Source organism: Gilvimarinus agarilyticus (genome assembly GCF_000832015.1).
In the GTDB taxonomy this organism is placed as follows: domain Bacteria; phylum Pseudomonadota; class Gammaproteobacteria; order Pseudomonadales; family Cellvibrionaceae; genus Gilvimarinus; species Gilvimarinus agarilyticus.
Genome location: NZ_JXCJ01000001.1, coordinates 2918404 through 2936642 on the forward strand (window position 1 = coordinate 2918404; position 18239 = coordinate 2936642).

An 18239-nucleotide genomic window follows, 5' to 3' on the forward strand; every position below is an offset into this window, starting at 1 on the left:
ACTAAAAATGGTAAATCCCCCCAAGGAATACCGTAGTAGAGCCGCTGTGATCGACCAAAGGGCTATCGGTTATTGCGTTATCAAACCACTTTTGATGCAGGGTTGCCTGCAGCGTCCAGCGCTCGGCCAAGGGCCTGCGCCAATCGAGGCGAACATAAGGGGTTAGACTGTCTCCCGCCTGATACTCAAGCTCCGGAGCTTGAGCCACCTCACCGGCGTCTATGCCATAGTAGTAATCTACTAAGTCATCATTTTGCCAGACAAAGCCACCAGCCAGCGTAAACTCATTACGCCCCTGATAAAGTCGCTGATCCAGCCCCAGGCGTAACTCTTGCCCGCCATGGATATCAATCAGATCGTGTAACGCCTGCACGCTGAACCCGGTATGCTTATAAAACGCACTGTACTCAAGGCCACCGAGTACCGCCAAACGCCGCGGGCCTAAATCGTCAAGGGTTACCAGTGCTTCGCTATGGCGAGTATCGGTAAAACTTTTGTGAAAAAACTCACTCGGGCCATCTTTATCGGTGGTATTGGGGGTATTGGTATTGTCTTCCGGCGCCGCCGTGAGATTACTTGCGCCCTGCCCCTGGGGCGCAGCACTTAGCGCATAATTGCCGCCGGCCCCTTCAATCACAAAATTACCCAACGATAAATCATTAAAGTACATATGATCGAGGCCGAGTGTCGACACCAGCGCCACTGACTGACGCTCAGTCTCGAGCAACGAAAAGCCCAGGGTGGTTGTATCGAGAAAGAAGCGCTCACCGTAATAGCTTACTTGGGGCAGTAAGAGCACTGGGATAGTGTCACCGCCCACCAGCGGATTGCTGCGCCCGCCGAGCCCCACACCTAAGGAAAACTGCCACTCGCCTACGGCGATGCAGTCGTCCGGATACGCCTCACAGTGGCTATCGGCGGCGAGCGCTCCCGGCGCCAGCAACCAGAAAAACCCAACCGCAGCATAGAGCCCACGCGTTAACACTACACCCACAAAATCACCTCAATCACGGCCGCAGCCAAGCACGGCGGACACTTGCCGCCAAAATCCCCTTACTATAGAAAAAACCAGCGGAGCATGGCTACTAAATGAGCGACCTCTTTTGTAACAGATTGTAATATTCCGGCCTTAGCGCTTAAGGTGCTTGGGGTCGGGGGTGCGCAGTTGCTTTGCCAGCGGGTGATCCTGCCGTTTTAGCTCGGTCAGCACCAGCTGTGCCACTTCGCGCGCACCCAGATGGTTCAAATGGGTATTATCATTGACGCCAATTGGGTAATTCGGGTGTAAATCGGGGGCAATATGCATAAAGCGCAGTGCCGATAGATCATCGCCCATGGCCTGAAAATACTCGCGGGTTATCGCCTCCATATCCAACAGCGTCACCTTTTGCTCACTCGCCACATCGCGAACTAAATCGGCGTACACGCCGTGGGTTGGTTCAATAACGCCCTGCTCGTTAAAATAGCGGCGGGTAATGGGTGTAAGCAGAATGGGCTCGGCTTTTTTACCGCGCACATCGGCAATAAAACCTTCTAGGTTTTTGCCAAAATCCGCCGGCGGTGTATAACGATCTTTCTTGTGCTCCGATTGATCGTTGTGACCAAACTGAATAAACACGTAATCCCCCGCTTGCAGCTCATCCATAATACCTTGCCAACGGCCTTCACTTTTAAAAGTGCGGGTACTGCGACCATTACGGGCGCGATTGTCGACCACAATGTCCTCCGCAAAAAAGTAACTAAAGGGCACACCCCAGCCCGTCTCCGGGTAGTCTTTTACCTCTTTAATGGACATGGTCGAGTCACCCGCCATAAAAACCTGAGTCATGTCGGCGGCATAGCTCAAACCGCTAAACAGCATAAGTGTAAAAACAGATAGCGTGCGGAACATTAAAAACCTCTCTTGGTACAATTATTATTAAAAGTATCGGGCGGTTAATCTATCACAAGGGTAAATCCGTCGGCGTCTAGATGAGCCGGAAAACGCTCACGGTAGGCATTAAGCGCTTGCGCACTAAGCGGAGTTGTTACCACACCGGGTATGTCAGCAGCGTCAATCAGCACCGCGCCCTCTGGAGAAAATACCACACTGCCACCGGCATAACTCTGATCGTAAGCGTCTTGACCAACCCGGTTCACACCAATGACATACGCTTGGTTTTCGATGGCGCGGGCTTTTAGCAGAGTGCGCCAGTGATCGTGACGGCCGGCCGGCCAATTGGCGACATACAGCGCTATGTCGTAATCATCACGATTGCGACTAAAGACCGGAAAACGCAGGTCGTAGCAGACTTGCACCAGCACTCGCCAACCACTCACATTAATGATCGTGCGCTCAAGGCCCGCCTGATAGCGCTCGTGCTCGCCAGCCATACGAAACAAGTGGCGCTTGTCGTAGTGTTTTAGTGGTTGATTGGGCGAGGCCCACAGCAAGCGATTAGTGTGGCGTGCACCGTGCGCCTTAGCGTCCGATGCGCTGGGCGTGTAAACGACCGAGCCGGTGATAGCCGCTTGATATCGCTCAGCCTGGCGCATAAGCCAGCGGCTAACCGGGCCATCGGCGGTCTCAGCATGCTGGCGCGCGCGGGGGTGAAAACCGGTGGTAAAAACTTCGGGGAGAACAATCAAATCAGGTGACAGTTCATTGGCGCAGGCGCCAAACTGCGCGTCTAACAGTTGCTCTAATGCCGCGAGATTAGCGGCAGGATTATCGGGGATGATATCGCTTTGTAGTAGCGCTACGCGTAACGTTTCCATCGAGCCCCCTTAAGAATATAGTCCAACTATAACACGGGGACTAAAACTAGGGATGGCTGGGCGGGCATTAATGCCCGCCACGGAGGTCAGTCTGCCTGGGCCGGAATATGCGGGATATTGTGCTCAACACCACCGTTTTGTCCGCGCTGGCGCAGAGCGTGATCCATCACCACGAGTGCCAACATCGCCTCGGCAATAGGCGTCGCGCGAATACCCACGCACGGATCGTGACGACCGGTGGTTACCACCTCCACCGGAGCGCCATGGACATCAACGCTGCGACCAGGGATGCGCAAGCTAGAGGTAGGCTTTAACGCCATATGGGCAATAATATCCTGCCCGGTCGAAATCCCGCCCAAAATGCCACCGGCATTATTAGAGGCAAAACCCTCGGGCAATATTTCGTCTCGGTGCTCGGTACCCTTTTGTGCCACGCTGGCAAAGCCGGCGCCGATCTCGACGCCTTTTACCGCATTAATACTCATTAAACCGTGGGCGATGTCAGCGTCTAATCGATCAAAAATGGGCTCACCCAAGCCCGGTGCCACACCACTGGCCACTACGGTAATTTTTGCCCCTACCGAGTTGCCCTCTTTACCCAGAGCTTTCATATACTCTTCCATCTCTGGCACTTTGCTGGCATCGGGGCAAAAGAATGGGTTATTGGCGATTTCATCCCAGTCCACCGATTCGATCTCGATCGGGCCCAACTGCGACAAATAGCCACGAATCTCAATGCCATAAGTTTCTTTTAGGTATTTCTTGGCGATAGCGCCGGCAGCCACACGCATCGCGGTCTCGCGCGCAGAGCTGCGGCCACCACCGCGGTAATCGCGCACGCCGTATTTGTGCATATAACTATAATCGGCGTGAGCCGGGCGAAACTGATCTTTGATATTGGAGTAATCTTTTGAGCGCTGATCGGTATTTTCGATGATCAGGCCAATGGGCGTACCCGTGGTCTTACCCTCAAACACACCCGATAAAATCTTTACCTGGTCCGCCTCGCGTCGCTGGGTGGTGTAGCGCGACTGACCGGGCTTGCGCCGATCCAGATCCAGCTGAATATCTTCTTCACTTAGCGTTAACCCCGGCGGACAGCCATCAACGATACAGCCCAACGCTAAGCCGTGGCTCTCGCCAAAAGTTGTCACTGTAAAAAGTTTGCCAAAACTGTTGCCGGACATAACGATTCCATTACTCTAAACGAATTAAAGGCGGCATATTATACGCACATTAGCGGTTAATGTATCGCCATCCCCAAAGTGAAAAAACGGTAAAGTTCCAGCCCTTAGCCAGCCAAGCCGGCCACCAGAGCCTCGCGGGTGATGGCAAACACGCCGTGGCCCCCGCGCTCAAATTCTACCCATTGAAAATCCAGCCCCGGATACGCCTGCTCCAGAGCGGGCGCACTATTGCCTACCTCAACCACCAACAAGCCGCCATCATTGAGGTAATCCGGCGCCTCGGTCAGCAAGCGGCGGGTAAAGTCGAGCCCATCAAAGCCAGAGCCCAAACCAATTTCGGGCTCGGCGTGAAACTCGGCCGGCATAGCGGCGAGGTCTTCGGCATCAACATAGGGAGGGTTACTGACAATCAAATCGAAGCAGCGCCTCGCCACCGAGGCAAATAAATCCCCTTCGGCACACGCTACCCGGTGGCTCACACCATGGGCCTCGATATTGCTCTCGGCCACGGCTAGCGCAGCGGCACTGATATCGCTTAAAGTCACCTCAGCATCGGGAAACTGGTAGGCACAGGCAATACCGATACAACCACTTCCCGTGCATAAATCCAGCACATACTCGGGAGCCTGCTCCAGCCAAGGGGCAAAGCCCGCCTCAATTAACTCGGCAATGGGCGAGCGAGGCACCAGCACCCGCTCATCAACGTTAAACTCCAACCCGCAAAAATGCGCTTTCCCGGTCAGGTAGGCGGCCGGTACACGGCGTTCGATACGTTCGCGAAACAGGGCGATAACGGCGACCTTTTCGTCGTCGGTGAGCCGGGAATCCAGCAGGTGCGGACTGTTAAAGCCTGGCAAATGGATGGCAGCCAGCACCAACTGCACCGCTTCATCCCAAGGGTTGTCGGTGCCGTGACCATAAAACAGTCCGGCTTCATTAAACCGGCTGGCGCCAAAGCGAATAAAATCCCGCACGCTGAACAGTTCAGCGCGGGCCTGTGCCTCGTTCAATTGCTGCACGGCAAAAATCACCTGTATTGGAGAGAAAGCGGCCATAATACCAGAGCAAGCCTTTACCGACCGCACAGTTTGGCGTAATGTTGCCGCCCTTTCATAAAACGTTAATACTGTTGTGGCCAATCCACTCAGATTCATCCGGCTAGCGCCGAGCGCTCGTCCTAGACAGGGTAACAAGCAATGCAGCAACATTTTGCCAAAATCATCGAAGGCATCGGCGAAGACCTGGAGCGCCCGGGGCTGGTAGACACGCCAGCGCGTGCGGCCAAAGCGTTTCAGTTTTTAACCAAGGGCTATCATCAATCACTGGAAGAGGTGGTAAACGGCGCGCTGTTTCCGTCAGATTCCAACGAGATGATTATGGTAAAAGACATTGAGCTGTACTCGATGTGTGAGCACCATATGCTGCCTTTTATCGGCAAAGCGCACGTTGCCTACATCCCGACCGGCCGAGTGGTAGGCTTATCTAAAATTGCACGCATCGTCGACATGTACGCGCGTCGCTTACAAATCCAAGAGCAGTTAACGGTACAAATTGCCGAATCAATCGCCGAAATCACCGGGGCATCCGGAGTAGGCGTTATTATCGAAGCCAAGCATATGTGCATGATGATGCGCGGGGTCGAGAAACAAAACTCCAGCATGAAGACCTCGGCCATGCTCGGCAGTTTTCGCAGTAATCAGGCGACCCGCACAGAGTTCTTGTCCCTCCTGCGCTAATGCTTTAACGGACGGCTCTCACTCCTGAGAGCCGTCGGCAATGCCCGCCCCACTCCCATCGCTCGCCAATACCTCTAGCTGTACATACACGCGTTTATTACCACGCAGTACCGCGTAGAGGGTGACGTAAACGGTCTCGCCACCGGGCGGTGATAACTCGTAAGCACCATAGTACTGGTACTGATCTAAGCCATACAGTTGGTATACCCCGAAGTGGTTGTTGGCCCAACTATTGGATTCGCCACAATCGCGCGACTGGCACACGTACAGCTCCCGCAATGGGTATTGCTCGATTTGGCGCGCGAAAAAGTCAAACCCCTCGTGTGCCGAGTGGTTACTGGGTAAGCGATAGGTGGTTCGGGTAAGCTCGCCGCTGGTACGCAGCTCCTCTACGCGCCACAAGCCCCGCACTTTTCGGTAGTTACCCAGCGCCACCACATAGTCGCGCTCGTCGGTCTGCGAGCGCGACTCAATACTCGCGCCCGGAAAATCGTTTAATTGCAACGGCCCGCCGGGGCCTTCTTGCGCCTGCGTAGCCACCCAGGACAGACTCAACAACAGCCATAAACTAAACCTAATTAACCCCAAACCAAGTACCGCCCGTGTCTTAAAAAAAGTTATTAATATGTTTCGCCACCGTATCGGCTTGCTCTTCCATATGCAGATGGTGCCCACCCGGCATAGTGACAACCTCTAATTGTGGATACTGCTGCGCGGCCTCGGTAAAGCCCGGATAAAGCTTAGGCATTCCATCATCAGCCAGCAAAACCTTTGCCGGGGAGGCTATCGCCGAGATAAAGGCGTGAATTTGACCACGGGTTAACTTGAAGGATGAAGGCGCCAACAAACGCTGATCGGTACTCCAGGTAAAGCCACCGGCCACCGGTGTAACGCCCCGCTCGGTAAGCAACCTGGCAGCCGATTCACTGAGCGGAAACATACCTTGGGTACGCGCTTTTACCGCGGCATTCATATCGGCAAATACCCGCAGCGGCTTATCGGCTAACTCGCGATTTTTACGGATAGACTCAGCCAACTGTTTAGGGGCATTTTCCGAGCTGACGGGTTCGGGAAACAACCCCTCGATTAACGCCATGCGATCGATACGCTCGGGAAACGAGCCGGCCAACAACGCCGAGATAATGGCTCCGCGCGAGTGGCCAAGCAAACTAAAGTGCTGCCAGTTCAAAGCATCGGCAATCGCCAGTACGTCGGCTACGTCATCCCAAATATTGTAGGGGGCACTGCCTGGGCGGTGTTCACTTTGGCCGTGCCCGGCCATATCCAGAGCCACCAAATTTAGCGACCCGAGCTTGGGCGCCAAACGAGTAAAGCTTGCGCTATTATCCAGCCAACCGTGCAGTGCCAATACCGGGCTCCCTGCCTCACTGCCCCATTGCTGAGCGTTATAGCGCAGCCCCGCAATATTAAACTGACGCTGTTTGGGGGTCATAGATGCTCCTGGGTCATTAAGCGTGCATGAGCGGCTCGACGTGCCAATCAACTCGGATGCTCAATCCAAAGCAGGCGGCCCATATCAGCGGCCACAACTTCCAGCTCGACAGCCGCTAACGAGGCCGTTTTCATATGGTGCGCCTCTGAGACGCCGCACAGTGTATCCAATAACGTCGACACTAAAGGCTGATGACTAACCAACAACACAGACTCAAGGTCGCTGCGATAAAGCTCAGCGATCAGTTTATCAACGCGCGCCTCGGGCACGATGAGGTCGGTAATATACTCGCAGGATTCCGGCAGCTCTAGCACGGCTCTGGCGATTTCAGCGCTCTGGCGTGCGCGAACGTAGGGGCTAACCCACACATCCCTAAGCGCCGGCATGTTATCCCGCTGGCGCCCAACAACCTGACGGACATCTTCCTGCCCGGTCGCCACTAGCGCGCGGCTGGCATCCATCGCCTGATAGGGCTCAGCGCGGCCATGGCGCAAAATATATAGACGCATAGTTCCGCCTTAATAAAATCAGAGTAAAAACCGCGATACTATACAGGCTTAGATGAGTTTTCATCTTGCGCATCACCGGCTCCTGACACCTCAACGGTTGGGGAGGCGGTATCTGCCGTACTGGTGGTCACTACCTCCTCAGGCTCGACGACTTCGGCCACCGGTGCGGGCTCTGGCCAGTCGGCAAAAGGAAACGGCTTTTCGCTGCTGTTATAGGTTAAAAATCTCAGGGTTTGGGCGATGTACTGCGTCAGTGAATCCCCCAGCTGGCGCAAGTTAGTGTTGTCACTGCCGGTGATTAACGCAAACAAAAATTGCACCAACACCAACACCCCGACTACGATTCCGGCGACGTACAAAACCAACGCAAACAAAATCATAAACACGAGTCGAATCCAGTGGTCTGACGAAGTGATATTCGACTTAATTTTTTCGTTATCCATACTATTCCCCTAAAATTGGCCGAACGAACCCTGCCGGCAATCTGCTCAGTGTAGCATCGGAGGGCCTGGCGCCCACAACTCGTCAGCTTCCTCCTGCGCCTGCATTTCACGCACCTGACTCATAAACTGCTGATAATCAGCCCGACGCATATCGGTAACGGACTTACGATTGTACAACTCACGCTGCTCGATGAGATAAAACTCGTTGCCATATGAGGCAAAACCTACCGGGTCTGGGCGTTTTGCGAAGATAGAATAGCCCGAAAACACGCCCTCGGCGACCGGGATATCCAACAATGAGGAAACCGTTTTAGCCAAACCCAGTGACGTGTTGTTTTCAGCGTTAAACCGCGGCGGCAAAAAACCTTTTTGGGGGTGGTAAACCAGTAGCGGTATACGGTCAATAAACAGCGGGCGGTAGTCGTTATCGCCATGCTCGGCAAGCACCTCAACATAACTCTCCTCCATATAGTGCGCATGGTCAGAGGTTAAAATCAGCAGGGTATTATCGGCCCAAGGCGAGTCTTTAAAATATTGCCAAAAGCGCCCAAACGCATCGTCAAAGTTGTGGATTGTGTTTAAGGCGTTCACGCCGCCGTCACCGTAGGTAAGCTCGCCCGCCGGCACATCAATCCAGGCGTGGGTGCCAAGGTTATACCCGGCCATAAACAAGCGCTCATCCGTTCCCTCATGCTCGCGCAAATAACCGGTTAAGCCATCAAAATACTGCTGATCCGAGAGTGAGCCGGAGGTTTTTGGGGCGCCCACCCCGGGGTAGTGTTTGACCGTTTCCGCGGTGAGTACTGAGTCAAACCCAATCATCGCCATAAGCTCATCGACATAGGCCCCCTTAGCCACATGCGCATCAAAAAATGCACTGCGATAACCCAACTCACCAAACAACTGAGTTAAGCACGGATACGAACGCTGGCCCCCAGTTGCAAACAGCTCGCGCCAGCTGGCGGCACCACCAAAACCACTGTAAACCCCGCACAACTGCCCCAGCAAGCCGCGATAGGTGGCCGCTGTGTGATTGTAATAGCCACTCACAACCATGGCGCGGCGGGCAAACTGATCAATATTGGGAGTCAAATCAGGCACGACGCCACCATAGGCCCCAATGGTACGAGCGGACACCCCCTCAGCAAAAATCAACAGTACATTTAATCGTTTGCCCTCGCCCCGTTGTGAGGGCGGCACAATATTGGAGGGAGGCTGCCCATCGCGTAGCATTAGGCCCGATAAACCGCCCGAATGAGCCGGACCAAGAGGCTCTTGCGTTTGTGGCACCAGCGCGCGATACGCCCTCATGGGTGCTGCGGTGTTAAGATTATTGAGGCGCTGCCAGGAATACACATGAAACTCGTACTTCTGCTCTACCAAAGTCGCTCCGGCAAAGCTTGCCACAGCTAAAACAATTGCTGTTACGGCCGGCGCCACAGTACGTGGCGCCGTTAATGCGCCCGCGACCCCCGCCCCGGCAAACACCAGCAGTACAATACCCACCTTGGCAATATTGCCCCAGGTAAACAACAGTGACACATGATCGACACTACCCAGCGCTAACGGCGTAAGATACTGACCTCCAATCCACAGGACGAGGTACTGCAAGCCCAGCGGCACCAATAGCGCTAACGCCAGCAACAGCGACCAAACGCGCTGCCGATGAAAGCCGTAGTGCACCAGCGACACCAAACCGAGCAGTAAAAGTGTATCGGCCAGGGCGTCGAGCACGGCCCAACTCCCTCCCCAGCGGGACCCTAGCAGCCACTGCAACCGATCGCCAAAAATATAAACCACCAGTAACAACAGCGCGATATGAGGCAACTGATAACGGGTCGCAACGGTTACCCACGCAGGCGGGGTAAAAGGTTGAGTAGACATACTAGAAAACGTCCTTGTCGATAAAATTAGTGGGGCTCATAAACGTGCTTTACCTCCCGGCTCTCTATCAGCGCGGGAGGCATTGGTAGGTTATCCAGAATAATTCGGGCGTATTTTTCCAAGGGTTACAGCGTGCCGCGGTACTCCACATCATTACTGTATTCAACATCGTTGCTCTGCTCGCCCAACATCAGCTCGCGCACGACGTCTGCCACAGCGCGGCGCTCGAATAAAATGCTGTAAAGTCCGCTTACCAAGGGCATATAAACGCCAAGCTCATCGGCTTTTTGCTTTACCTGATGCAGAGTATTAACGCCCTCGGCCACCTGACCGAGCCCCGAGACCACAGTATCCAGCGGCTCGCCCTTGCCCAGCTGATAGCCCACCCGGTAGTTGCGGCTAAGATCCGAGGTGCAGGTTAAAATTAAATCGCCAACGCCGGCCAACCCCAAAAAAGTCATTGGGTTTGCGCCCATTTCTCCGGCAAAGCGCCCCATCTCGGCCAAGCTTCGGGTCAGCAACATCGCCTGGGTGTTTTTGCCCGCACCCATAGCGGCGGCCATGCCGCAAATGATGGCGTAGATATTTTTTAACGCTCCACCTAACTCGACACCGCCACGGTCTTTATTGGCATAAACCCGAAAGGTTTCTGAGCGCAGAATCTCTTGCACCGCGTGACACACCCGCTCGCTCTCGCTGGCGATAACACTACCGGTGTGCTGCTTGGCGACTATTTCTTTGGCGAAGTTGGGGCCACTTAACACTCCGATATCATGATCAGGGAGCTCTTCGAGCAAAATATCGCTCATTAACGTAAAGCCTTCGGGCTCAATACCCTTGGCCGTACTGACGACAATGGCATCGCTTTTAAGAAACGGGCGCAATTGACGGGCGACGGCGCGAAAAGAGTGGCTCGGAATCGATACAAACACCAAATCGGTGTCTGTCACAGCTCGTTCAAGGTCGGCGGTGACATCCAACCCTTCGGTTAAGGCAACCCCCGGAAGGTAACGCTCGTTCTCGCGCGCCAGCTGGCAGCGCTCGGCATTATCCCGATCGCGCATCCACAAGAATGTATGATGGCCATTGGCCGCGACAATATTGGCGATTGCGGTACCGAAGCTTCCGCCCCCCAGTACCGCCACCTGCTGTTTGTTTCCCATGGGTTGTGTGCTCCTCTCGCCTGACTGTTAATGATTCTGCACAGGGGCGCATATTTAATTTAATTATTTAACAAGTACCGCTATATAACCATCAAAGCGATCAAAATTTGTCACTGTCGATTGTTACTTAGTCAGTCAAACTGTAACCATTCTGCACAATTTCTCAGCGTTTAATTTTTTCCACACTTTCTGTGGATAACTTGGTGGATTGTTTTTGGGAAAAGCACCCTAATGCCCGTAATTACTGGCTGGAGTACAGATTGAACAATATTTAACCTTTATATTTAAGCCCTTTAAATTCAACAACTTACAGTAGTTTGCCAGTGTTTTGTGACGTTTTGGAGTCATTTTTACGGTATTCTCCTAAGGCGCAGCGTCAGATGTGCATAAAAAGTTAGTGTCCCTTAACCGTAAACTTGCCGTAGACACAAAACATTCATAATTCCAACACACCAACGAAGCACAACTGTCATATTTCCTGCATCTGCGAGAAGAAAATTTCTACCCGCTTAAGGTGCTTATATAACATCCAACGTAAGCCACGTGTTTAGCCCTTATCAGCGTGCTCCAGCATTCCGTTTAACCGTTGATACCCGCCACTGTGGTAAAGCAGCGGATCGGACTCTTGCTCGCTAACCAACACATCATCAACACGGGCGATAACGATGTGGTGCGTACCATAACTCACCACTTTATCGGTTTGGCAAAAAAACACCGCCTCCGAGTCAGTCAGGTAGGGAACCGAATCCGGCCCTTCAAGCCAACTCCCAACACTAAAGCGATCGTGCACCGGCTCGAACCCGGCACAAACATTAGAGACCCGCTCTTGGTGATGCGCCAGGACGTTCACTGCAAAGTGGCAACCCAGATTTTCTAAATGCCCCTGCAACGAAATCTGCTTATTGATGCAAACCAATAGCGAGGGCGGCTCGTCAGACACAGAGGTCACTGACGAAACCGTCATAGCAAAGCGCTGGTCGTGATCAATTCTCGTTGATAGTACACTGACCCCAGAGGCCAAACGCCTCATCCCCTGCTTCATTGCCAAAGCTACATCAGTATTATGCATAACACCTCCACATTAATCAGGACGCTATTTTGACCATCGCGCCCGATAGACACAAGCCTGCCTTGCTTTTACGGTAAAACCAGCAAATGCCGTAGAGATTTCAGGCAATTTGCCTACGCACCGGACAAATTGCTCACGCACTAATCGACGCCATTCCCCGAGCACGATTTTTTTACAATTTCCTTGGTTTTATCGTTGACGACACGCCGAGCCATGGGTATTATGCGCACCTCTTGAAACGCGGGGTCAACACCACGCAACGAGACATCGGAGTGTAGCGCAGCCTGGTAGCGCGTCTGCTTTGGGAGCAGAATGTCGGGGGTTCGAATCCCTCCACTCCGACCATTTTACGCGAGCCGTCCGGTTCAATGCTCCAGCCATGCGCCCGTAGCTCAGCTGGATAGAGCATCCGCCTTCTAAGCGGATGGTCGCAGGTTCGAGTCCTGCCGGGCGCGCCAAACACTTAGCTAGACAAATCGCCCGACGATTTTCACTAAGCAAGTTAAGCGCTGACCGCTTTGCGTATCTAGTTAGCGTCAGTAACAAGCAAGACCTGATCAATGGTGGCTGTAGCTCAGTTGGTAGAGCCCTGGATTGTGATTCCAGTGGTCGCGGGTTCGATCCCCGTCAGCCACCCCACCTCTCTGGCAACATCCCCCAAAAAAACGCACTCACGCTTTGGCGTCCTGCACCAGCAAGCTCCCTTTTTTATTTGAAGTTTTTTAGACGCAGTGACTATATTGGTAACTGGTGTTATAGCAAACCGTCGCCGCACACCAAAAAAGCGTAAATTTCAGCTGCTCCGCCTTGGCCTCTTGGCTAAGCTATGTGAGAATATCGGCCCTTTTCACTTTGCACTGCAGCGCGTTTTCATAAATCTCGCGCCGCCAACTAAGGTAACTGCACTCCATGTCTGCACTGCTTCTCGATGGCAAGGCCCTAGCGGCAAAAACCGAACAAGCATTATCCGCCCGCGTTAGCGAGTTAAAATCTAACGGCAACGGCCAAACCCCTATTTTGGCCACGATCCTCGTGGGCGACGACCCTGCATCTGCCACTTACGTGCGCATGAAGGGCAACGCCTGTGAGCGCATCGGCATGGAATCAGTCAAAGTAGAAATGCCCAGCGAGACGACTACCGAGCAATTGCTGGCTAAAATCGATGAGCTAAACAATAACCCCAACGTACACGGTATTTTGCTGCAGCATCCGGTGCCGGAACAAATTGACGAACGCGCCTGCTTTGATGCGATTGCGCTGCAAAAAGATGTCGATGGCGTTACCTGTTTAGGCTTTGGCCGTATGAGCATGGGAGAGCAAGCCTACGGCTGCGCCACACCAAAGGGCATTATGCGCTTGCTCGAAGCCTACGACATCGAGTTATCCGGTAAACACGCCGTCGTGGTAGGTCGCAGCCCTATTTTGGGCAAGCCAATGGCCATGATGATGCTCGGTGCCAACGCCACGGTCACCATCTGCCACTCTCGCACTCAGAACCTGGCCGATCATATCCGCCAGGCCGATATTGTGGTCGGTGCCGTTGGCCGCCCCGAGTTTATTAAAGCCGAGTGGATTAAAGACGGCGCGGTGGTAGTTGATGCCGGTTACCACCCAGGCGGGGTTGGCGACATCGAGCTGGCGCCATTGGTGGATCGCGTCGCCGCCTACACACCGGTGCCAGGTGGTGTCGGCCCCATGACCATTAATACGTTGATTTACCAAACTGTAGACTCCGGCGAAAAGGCCATCGCCGGCAAATAACCTGTTGTGCCCGATACCGAGCACATGGAGAAGTTTTATGGGTCGTTCTGCATGGATAGTTGCCTTAACACTGGCCGCGACAAGCGCCGCCAGTGTCGGCCAACCCGTCAACAACTACACGTACGTCTGTGAGCTGGATAACAGCCGGCGACTGATTGAGGTGGTGTACCTGCTGCCGGATCAAAAAGTCCCCTGCGAGGTACGCTACCAAAAAGATGAAGAAACCGCCGAAGTGCTCTGGCGCGCGGACAATCAAGAAGGCTTTTGCGAGAGTAACGCCCAAAGCCTGATCAAACAGCAGCGCGACTGGGGTTTTACCTGCGACAGCAATGATCCAATACCGCGCTCCACAGCTTTTAACCTGTACTGATACCCTTATAAGTGAATGCCCCTATCCACACACCTGAAGGTGAGCGCGAGCTCACCATCCTCTACCGGGACGAGTGGCTGGTGGCGATCAACAAACCCAGTGGTTTACTGGTGCATCGCAGCCCCATCGACCGGCACGAAACCCGCTTCGCCATTCAATTGTTGCGCGATCAAATAGGCCAGCGAGTTTACCCTGTACACCGGCTCGACAAACCAACCTCGGGCGTACTGTTGTTTGCGCTCGATAGCGACACCGCCCGCCGACTCAATCAAGCTTGGCAAATGGGTCAGGTATCAAAACACTATGTGGCGCTGGTTCGTGGTTATCTGGAGCCGGTAGATGTCGATTATCCGCTGCGCTATCAAGCCGACAAACACGGCGACGCTGCCGGCTGCGATCAACCTCTGCAAAGCGCGCAAACTTCATTTACTCCGCTCGCGCAAACCGAGCTGCCCGAAGCTGTTGACCGCTACCCTACCAGCCGCTACTCGCTGGTACATTGTCGCCCCGCCACTGGGCGTAAACACCAAATAAGGCGCCACCTAAAACACTTGCGACACCCGATTATTGGCGACCCTAAGTACGGCAAGAGCGTGCACAACCACTTTTTTGCCCGCCGCTTTGGTGCCGACCGATTACTACTGGCCGCCACGCAACTGCAGCTGGAGCACCCACTAACAGGCGAGCCCCTGGTCATAAATGCCCCCATTGGGGGTCGATTCGGCCAGACCATCGACACACTTGGGTGGCGCACCAGTTTGCCCGCTCCCTGGCGGAATACTACCCATGCGACTGGATAAATTTATCGCTCACTGTACAGGCGCCAGTCGCTCGGAAGTTAAACGTTGGATTCGGGCCAAGTGCGTCACAGTGGCCGGCATTACCACCACCGACCCGCGCCACTATATTGCTCCCCCGGATGAAGTGACCTTGAACGGCTCGCCACTGGCCTACCCGCACGCACGCTACTATATGCTGCATAAACCCGAAGGCGTTGTGTGCAGCAATGAAGATGGCGAACACCCCACAGCGCTCGACTGCTTAACCGGTATCCACCGCGAAGGACTACAAATCGCGGGCCGGCTCGATAAAGACACCACGGGACTGGTCTTGATTACCGACGACGGCCAATGGAATCACACCATTACCGCCCCGCGAGCGGCAAAAAATAAAGTATATTGTGTCTCGCTGGCCAAGCCGATTAGCGCGCAGTGCATGGCGCAGTTTGCCGAGGGGATATTACTAAAAGGCGAGAGCAAACCCACCAGACCTGCAAACGTCGCGCCCATAACAGACACAAAAGTGCGAGTGACCTTACACGAGGGGCGCTACCATCAGGTAAAGCGTATGTTCGCTGCCTGTGGCAATCATGTAACCGCCCTACACCGCGAGTCCGTAGCAGGCATTGTGCTTGATGCTGCCCTTGCGCCCGGCCAGTTTCGGCCTCTCACCCAGGCAGAGATTAACCTTTCAAAAAGTACGAGTACCGATGAATGACTGACCCCGCACTGGAATGGCTCTACCGGCAATACCAAAACGCCAGTACCGGGCACCGTAGCCTTTGGCTGTGCGATGAAGCCGCACGCGAGTTTACCGAGCAATTACCTCAACGCGCGGGCACACTGTTTGTCAGCAACCGCTGGGATGTCGCCACCCGTCTGGAGCAAGCCCAGCACGAGGTAACGTTTAATGACTTTAACCTCGATAAAATAGCAAGTGATTCACTCGATACCTTTTACTACCGGCTCTCCAAAGAAAAGCCCGTCGTACACCATATTATTAACGCCGCCGCCCGCACCCTAAAGCCGGGAGGCGAGCTGATTATTGCCGGCTTAAAAAACGAGGGGGCTAAAACCATACTCGATAAAGCCGCCAAGCGGCTCGGCTGCGCCAAAGCCACGCAAAAAAATGGCCTGGCCTACGGTGCGCGCTTAAGTAAAGGCCAGCTTAGCGCTCCACTCGACGATAGCGACTATCAACGCTTGCGCCCTATTGCCACACTCAACGAAGGTACTGGCAACGAGCTCCCGTTATGGAGCAAACCCGGTCAGTTTGGCTGGCAAAAAACCGATGCCGGCAGCGCGTTTTTAATCGACACTGTAACGTCGCAGGCAATGCCAACCGGGCAGCCGCTAACCGTTTTAGACCTGGGGTGTGGGTACGGTTACCTAAGCGTGTGTGCCGCCCATAGTTTTTTGCACGGGCACACCGCACACTACACACTCACCGACAATAACGCGGCGGCACTTTACAGCGCGCGCTACAATTGTGAGCAACTGGGCCTAAGTGCCGATGTTGTTGCCTCGGACGCGGGGCAAGAAATCAACGATCGTTTTGATTTGATTTTGTGTAACCCACCCTTTCATCAAGGCTTTAGTGTCAGCGACGATTTAACCGAGCGATTTATCGCCAGTGCCGGAGCCCACCTAAACAACAATGGGCAGGCTTTTTTTGTAGTGAATGCTTTTATCGGTATCGAACAAAAAGCCAAAGCGTATTTTTCTGAGTGTCAGGAGCTGGCCAATAACCGCCAATTTAAAGTGCTTAAGTTTACCGGCCCAAAACGCTAAAGGCCGCAAAGCTCCGCGATACAATAATCCCGGCGCCGGGAGGCCGGCAACACGGCCTCGGCAAGAGGCTTCCAGCCTGGTGTTAGCGGTTGACGATAAAAGGCGCCGATGCAGTTCTCATAGCGTCGGTGACGCCATTCCAACGCCTGGGCAAAACCAACCGCACCTTCACCTAGCGAGCGCCAGGCGGTTTTTAACTCGGCATTTGCGGCAAAGTTAACCACTAACAATCCCCGCCGCGTTAATGCCCGGCACAAAGCCCGGGCCCATTGCGACGACATATCCACCACCCGGGTAGGCTCGCCCTCGGAGGCAGCAAATAAATCATCCACAATGACATCAAAACCGGGGCCGCGATAAACCTTCATAAAGGCAATGGCATCGGCCTCCAGCAGTAAAGTATTGGGGCCGCCAGCGGCAAAAAACTGCCGCGCAATTTGTAAGTGCACGGGGTTAATATCCACACCAATAATCAGAGCGCGCGGGTAACGTTGGCGCAGTTTACGCACCACCGCCCCGCCACCAACCCCCAGCACCAATATGCGCCGCACCTGCTGATCGGCAAGCAAGGTGGTGGGCAACCACAACAAATCCCACACGCTTCCGTCGAATTCTCGGTTAGGGTGATACTGGGTGTGAAATACGCCGTCACTATACAGGCGCACGGTTTGCCCGGCGCGCACCACGCGATAGTGCTGGCCGTGACGGTCGCGATAATTAAACAAATCCATCGCTGGCCACACCCCGGCGCAACACCGCCATTGCCCAATTGATTTCTTGCAGCTGCTCGGTATCGCCTCCGCGATCCGGGTGCTGCGCCATCGCTAAGCGCCGATAACGCTGTTTGACCTCGGCTATAGTGACCGGCGCTGTCAGCGATAAAACCCGCAGCGCCTGCTCACGCTCACCAGAGTTCACGGGTTTAGCGGCAACTTGCTGCCAGAAGTCATTCAGCAAATCTTCCACGCTCTGCTCGGTGGCCACATGAAAGTGCGACCAATTAAGGTAGTACTCACGCAATTTAGACTCGCGTGTACCCGCCACCGCTTGGCCAGTGGCTTGCTCAAGCGCGCGCACTTTTACATCCAACAACCCAATATCCAGATCTAGCCCCTGCCCGTGCAACTCGTCGCGCCACAAATACAACGCATTAAACAAGGCAAAATGCGTTTGAAACAACAACAGTGAATTACTGCCGTAATTACCGGGCAGCAGCTCTTGCGCCACCAAATGTTTTATCAAGCTCTGCTCGCTGTACTCTTGGCCCGGCTCGTTGAGTAAAAGACTCAACGGCTCAAGCAATGGATTGGTCTCCATAAAATTCCAAACTAGCTGAA

At 54.0% G+C, this 18239-nt stretch carries 20 protein-coding genes and 3 tRNA genes; 9 read left to right on the top strand and 14 right to left on the bottom strand.

What is annotated here, in order from left to right; genetic code table 11:
* Position 1: 1 nt before the first annotated feature.
* The 5 genes from SD69_RS12625 to prmB form a co-directional block, all read right to left on the bottom strand.
* Positions 2-994 carry a MipA/OmpV family protein gene (locus SD69_RS12625; protein ID WP_041523505.1) on the bottom strand — a complete coding sequence of 331 codons (993 nt, stop codon included), beginning with the start codon at positions 992-994 and terminating at the stop codon, positions 2-4.
* Between the two features lie 135 nt (positions 995-1129).
* Positions 1130-1891, bottom strand: a complete 762-nt coding sequence (locus SD69_RS12630; protein WP_041523506.1) for a rhamnogalacturonan acetylesterase — start codon at positions 1889-1891, stop codon at positions 1130-1132.
* 44 nt (positions 1892-1935) lie between these two features.
* Complete coding sequence (locus tag SD69_RS12635) at positions 1936-2757, bottom strand: amidohydrolase (RefSeq protein ID WP_041523507.1); 822 nt, start codon at positions 2755-2757, stop codon at positions 1936-1938.
* Positions 2758-2843: 86 nt separating this feature from the next.
* Positions 2844-3944, bottom strand: coding sequence for a chorismate synthase (gene aroC / locus SD69_RS12640; protein WP_041523508.1), 1101 nt, complete (start codon positions 3942-3944; stop codon positions 2844-2846).
* A 104-nt stretch (positions 3945-4048) separates the two neighbouring features.
* Complete coding sequence (gene prmB, locus SD69_RS12645) at positions 4049-4963, bottom strand: 50S ribosomal protein L3 N(5)-glutamine methyltransferase (RefSeq protein WP_232301195.1); 915 nt, start codon at positions 4961-4963, stop codon at positions 4049-4051.
* Positions 4964-5140: 177 nt separating this feature from the next.
* Here prmB and folE point away from each other — a divergent pair, with 177 nt between their 5' ends.
* Entirely contained in the window at positions 5141-5680 is a 540-nt protein-coding gene (gene folE, locus SD69_RS12650; RefSeq protein WP_041523509.1) for a GTP cyclohydrolase I FolE, read from the top strand.
* Between the two features lie 18 nt (positions 5681-5698).
* Here folE and SD69_RS12655 read toward each other — a convergent pair whose 3' ends face one another.
* The 7 genes from SD69_RS12655 to SD69_RS12685 all read right to left on the bottom strand — a co-directional run bounded on the left by SD69_RS12655 (position 5699) and on the right by SD69_RS12685 (position 12201).
* A complete protein-coding gene (locus SD69_RS12655; protein WP_198144095.1) occupies positions 5699-6268 on the bottom strand; it encodes a DUF4892 domain-containing protein in 570 nt (189 codons plus the stop codon).
* A 19-nt stretch (positions 6269-6287) separates the two neighbouring features.
* Positions 6288-7133 carry an alpha/beta fold hydrolase gene (locus tag SD69_RS12660; protein WP_041523510.1) on the bottom strand — a complete coding sequence of 282 codons (846 nt, stop codon included), beginning with the start codon at positions 7131-7133 and terminating at the stop codon, positions 6288-6290.
* A 47-nt stretch (positions 7134-7180) separates the two neighbouring features.
* Positions 7181-7642 (bottom strand): phosphohistidine phosphatase SixA, encoded by a 462-nt coding sequence (gene sixA / locus SD69_RS12665; protein ID WP_041523511.1) that lies wholly within the window; start codon positions 7640-7642, stop codon positions 7181-7183.
* A gap of 38 nt (positions 7643-7680) precedes the next feature.
* Entirely contained in the window at positions 7681-8085 is a 405-nt protein-coding gene (locus tag SD69_RS12670; RefSeq protein ID WP_052481135.1) for a DUF4389 domain-containing protein, read from the bottom strand.
* A gap of 45 nt (positions 8086-8130) precedes the next feature.
* Complete coding sequence (locus SD69_RS12675) at positions 8131-9969, bottom strand: LTA synthase family protein (protein WP_041523512.1); 1839 nt, start codon at positions 9967-9969, stop codon at positions 8131-8133.
* Positions 9970-10094: 125 nt separating this feature from the next.
* The gene (locus SD69_RS12680; protein ID WP_041523513.1) at positions 10095-11132 is read right to left on the bottom strand and encodes an NAD(P)H-dependent glycerol-3-phosphate dehydrogenase; all 1038 of its coding nucleotides are present in this window, start codon (positions 11130-11132) and stop codon (positions 10095-10097) included.
* Positions 11133-11679: 547 nt separating this feature from the next.
* A complete protein-coding gene (locus tag SD69_RS12685) occupies positions 11680-12201 on the bottom strand; it encodes a flavin reductase family protein (RefSeq protein ID WP_041523514.1) in 522 nt (173 codons plus the stop codon).
* Between the two features lie 268 nt (positions 12202-12469).
* On the opposite strand from SD69_RS12685, the gene SD69_RS12690 reads away from it, so the two are divergent.
* From SD69_RS12690 to SD69_RS12725, 8 genes are all read left to right on the top strand, one after another.
* Positions 12470-12546, top strand: a tRNA-Pro gene (locus SD69_RS12690).
* A gap of 36 nt (positions 12547-12582) precedes the next feature.
* A tRNA-Arg gene (locus SD69_RS12695) sits at positions 12583-12659 on the top strand.
* A gap of 105 nt (positions 12660-12764) precedes the next feature.
* Positions 12765-12840: transfer RNA gene (locus SD69_RS12700), tRNA-His, on the top strand.
* A 270-nt stretch (positions 12841-13110) separates the two neighbouring features.
* Positions 13111-13962 carry a bifunctional methylenetetrahydrofolate dehydrogenase/methenyltetrahydrofolate cyclohydrolase FolD gene (gene folD / locus SD69_RS12705; protein WP_041523515.1) on the top strand — a complete coding sequence of 284 codons (852 nt, stop codon included), beginning with the start codon at positions 13111-13113 and terminating at the stop codon, positions 13960-13962.
* A 37-nt stretch (positions 13963-13999) separates the two neighbouring features.
* Complete coding sequence (locus tag SD69_RS18165) at positions 14000-14332, top strand: hypothetical protein (RefSeq protein WP_052481136.1); 333 nt, start codon at positions 14000-14002, stop codon at positions 14330-14332.
* 11 nt (positions 14333-14343) lie between these two features.
* The gene (locus tag SD69_RS12715) at positions 14344-15132 is read left to right on the top strand and encodes a pseudouridine synthase (RefSeq protein ID WP_232301196.1); all 789 of its coding nucleotides are present in this window, start codon (positions 14344-14346) and stop codon (positions 15130-15132) included.
* Entirely contained in the window at positions 15119-15829 is a 711-nt protein-coding gene (locus SD69_RS12720) for a pseudouridine synthase (RefSeq protein ID WP_041523516.1), read from the top strand. The genes SD69_RS12715 and SD69_RS12720 overlap by 14 nt, the downstream gene beginning before the upstream one ends.
* The gene (locus tag SD69_RS12725; protein WP_041523517.1) at positions 15826-16902 is read left to right on the top strand and encodes a methyltransferase; all 1077 of its coding nucleotides are present in this window, start codon (positions 15826-15828) and stop codon (positions 16900-16902) included. The genes SD69_RS12720 and SD69_RS12725 overlap by 4 nt, the downstream gene beginning before the upstream one ends.
* Here SD69_RS12725 and SD69_RS12730 read toward each other — a convergent pair.
* Positions 16899-17633 (bottom strand): methyltransferase domain-containing protein, encoded by a 735-nt coding sequence (locus SD69_RS12730; protein ID WP_052481137.1) that lies wholly within the window; start codon positions 17631-17633, stop codon positions 16899-16901. The two genes, SD69_RS12725 and SD69_RS12730, sit on opposite strands and share 4 nt — an antisense overlap.
* Positions 17620-18219, bottom strand: coding sequence for a DNA-J related domain-containing protein (locus SD69_RS12735; RefSeq protein WP_052481138.1), 600 nt, complete (start codon positions 18217-18219; stop codon positions 17620-17622). Before SD69_RS12735 ends, SD69_RS12730 begins: the two co-directional genes overlap by 14 nt.
* Positions 18220-18239 lie beyond the last annotated feature (20 nt).

Excerpts from the sequence above, each read along its gene's own strand:
- SD69_RS12670 (WP_052481135.1), bottom strand. The coding sequence starts at position 8,085 with ATGGATAACGAAAAAATTAAGTCGAATATCACTTCGTCAGACCACTGG.
- folE (WP_041523509.1), top strand. The coding sequence starts at position 5,141 with ATGCAGCAACATTTTGCCAAAATCATCGAAGGCATCGGCGAAGACCTG.
- SD69_RS12630 (WP_041523506.1), bottom strand. The coding sequence starts at position 1,891 with ATGTTCCGCACGCTATCTGTTTTTACACTTATGCTGTTTAGCGGTTTG.
- SD69_RS12730 (WP_052481137.1), bottom strand. The coding sequence starts at position 17,633 with ATGGATTTGTTTAATTATCGCGACCGTCACGGCCAGCACTATCGCGTG.
- SD69_RS12660 (WP_041523510.1), bottom strand. The coding sequence starts at position 7,133 with ATGACCCCCAAACAGCGTCAGTTTAATATTGCGGGGCTGCGCTATAAC.
- SD69_RS12720 (WP_041523516.1), top strand. The coding sequence starts at position 15,119 with ATGCGACTGGATAAATTTATCGCTCACTGTACAGGCGCCAGTCGCTCG.
- SD69_RS18165 (WP_052481136.1), top strand. The coding sequence starts at position 14,000 with ATGGGTCGTTCTGCATGGATAGTTGCCTTAACACTGGCCGCGACAAGC.
- sixA (WP_041523511.1), bottom strand. The coding sequence starts at position 7,642 with ATGCGTCTATATATTTTGCGCCATGGCCGCGCTGAGCCCTATCAGGCG.
- SD69_RS12675 (WP_041523512.1), bottom strand. The coding sequence starts at position 9,969 with ATGTCTACTCAACCTTTTACCCCGCCTGCGTGGGTAACCGTTGCGACC.
- SD69_RS12725 (WP_041523517.1), top strand. The coding sequence starts at position 15,826 with ATGACTGACCCCGCACTGGAATGGCTCTACCGGCAATACCAAAACGCC.
- SD69_RS12735 (WP_052481138.1), bottom strand. The coding sequence starts at position 18,219 with ATGGAGACCAATCCATTGCTTGAGCCGTTGAGTCTTTTACTCAACGAG.
- SD69_RS12635 (WP_041523507.1), bottom strand. The coding sequence starts at position 2,757 with ATGGAAACGTTACGCGTAGCGCTACTACAAAGCGATATCATCCCCGAT.
- SD69_RS12685 (WP_041523514.1), bottom strand. The coding sequence starts at position 12,201 with ATGCATAATACTGATGTAGCTTTGGCAATGAAGCAGGGGATGAGGCGT.
- aroC (WP_041523508.1), bottom strand. The coding sequence starts at position 3,944 with ATGTCCGGCAACAGTTTTGGCAAACTTTTTACAGTGACAACTTTTGGC.
- folD (WP_041523515.1), top strand. The coding sequence starts at position 13,111 with ATGTCTGCACTGCTTCTCGATGGCAAGGCCCTAGCGGCAAAAACCGAA.
- SD69_RS12680 (WP_041523513.1), bottom strand. The coding sequence starts at position 11,132 with ATGGGAAACAAACAGCAGGTGGCGGTACTGGGGGGCGGAAGCTTCGGT.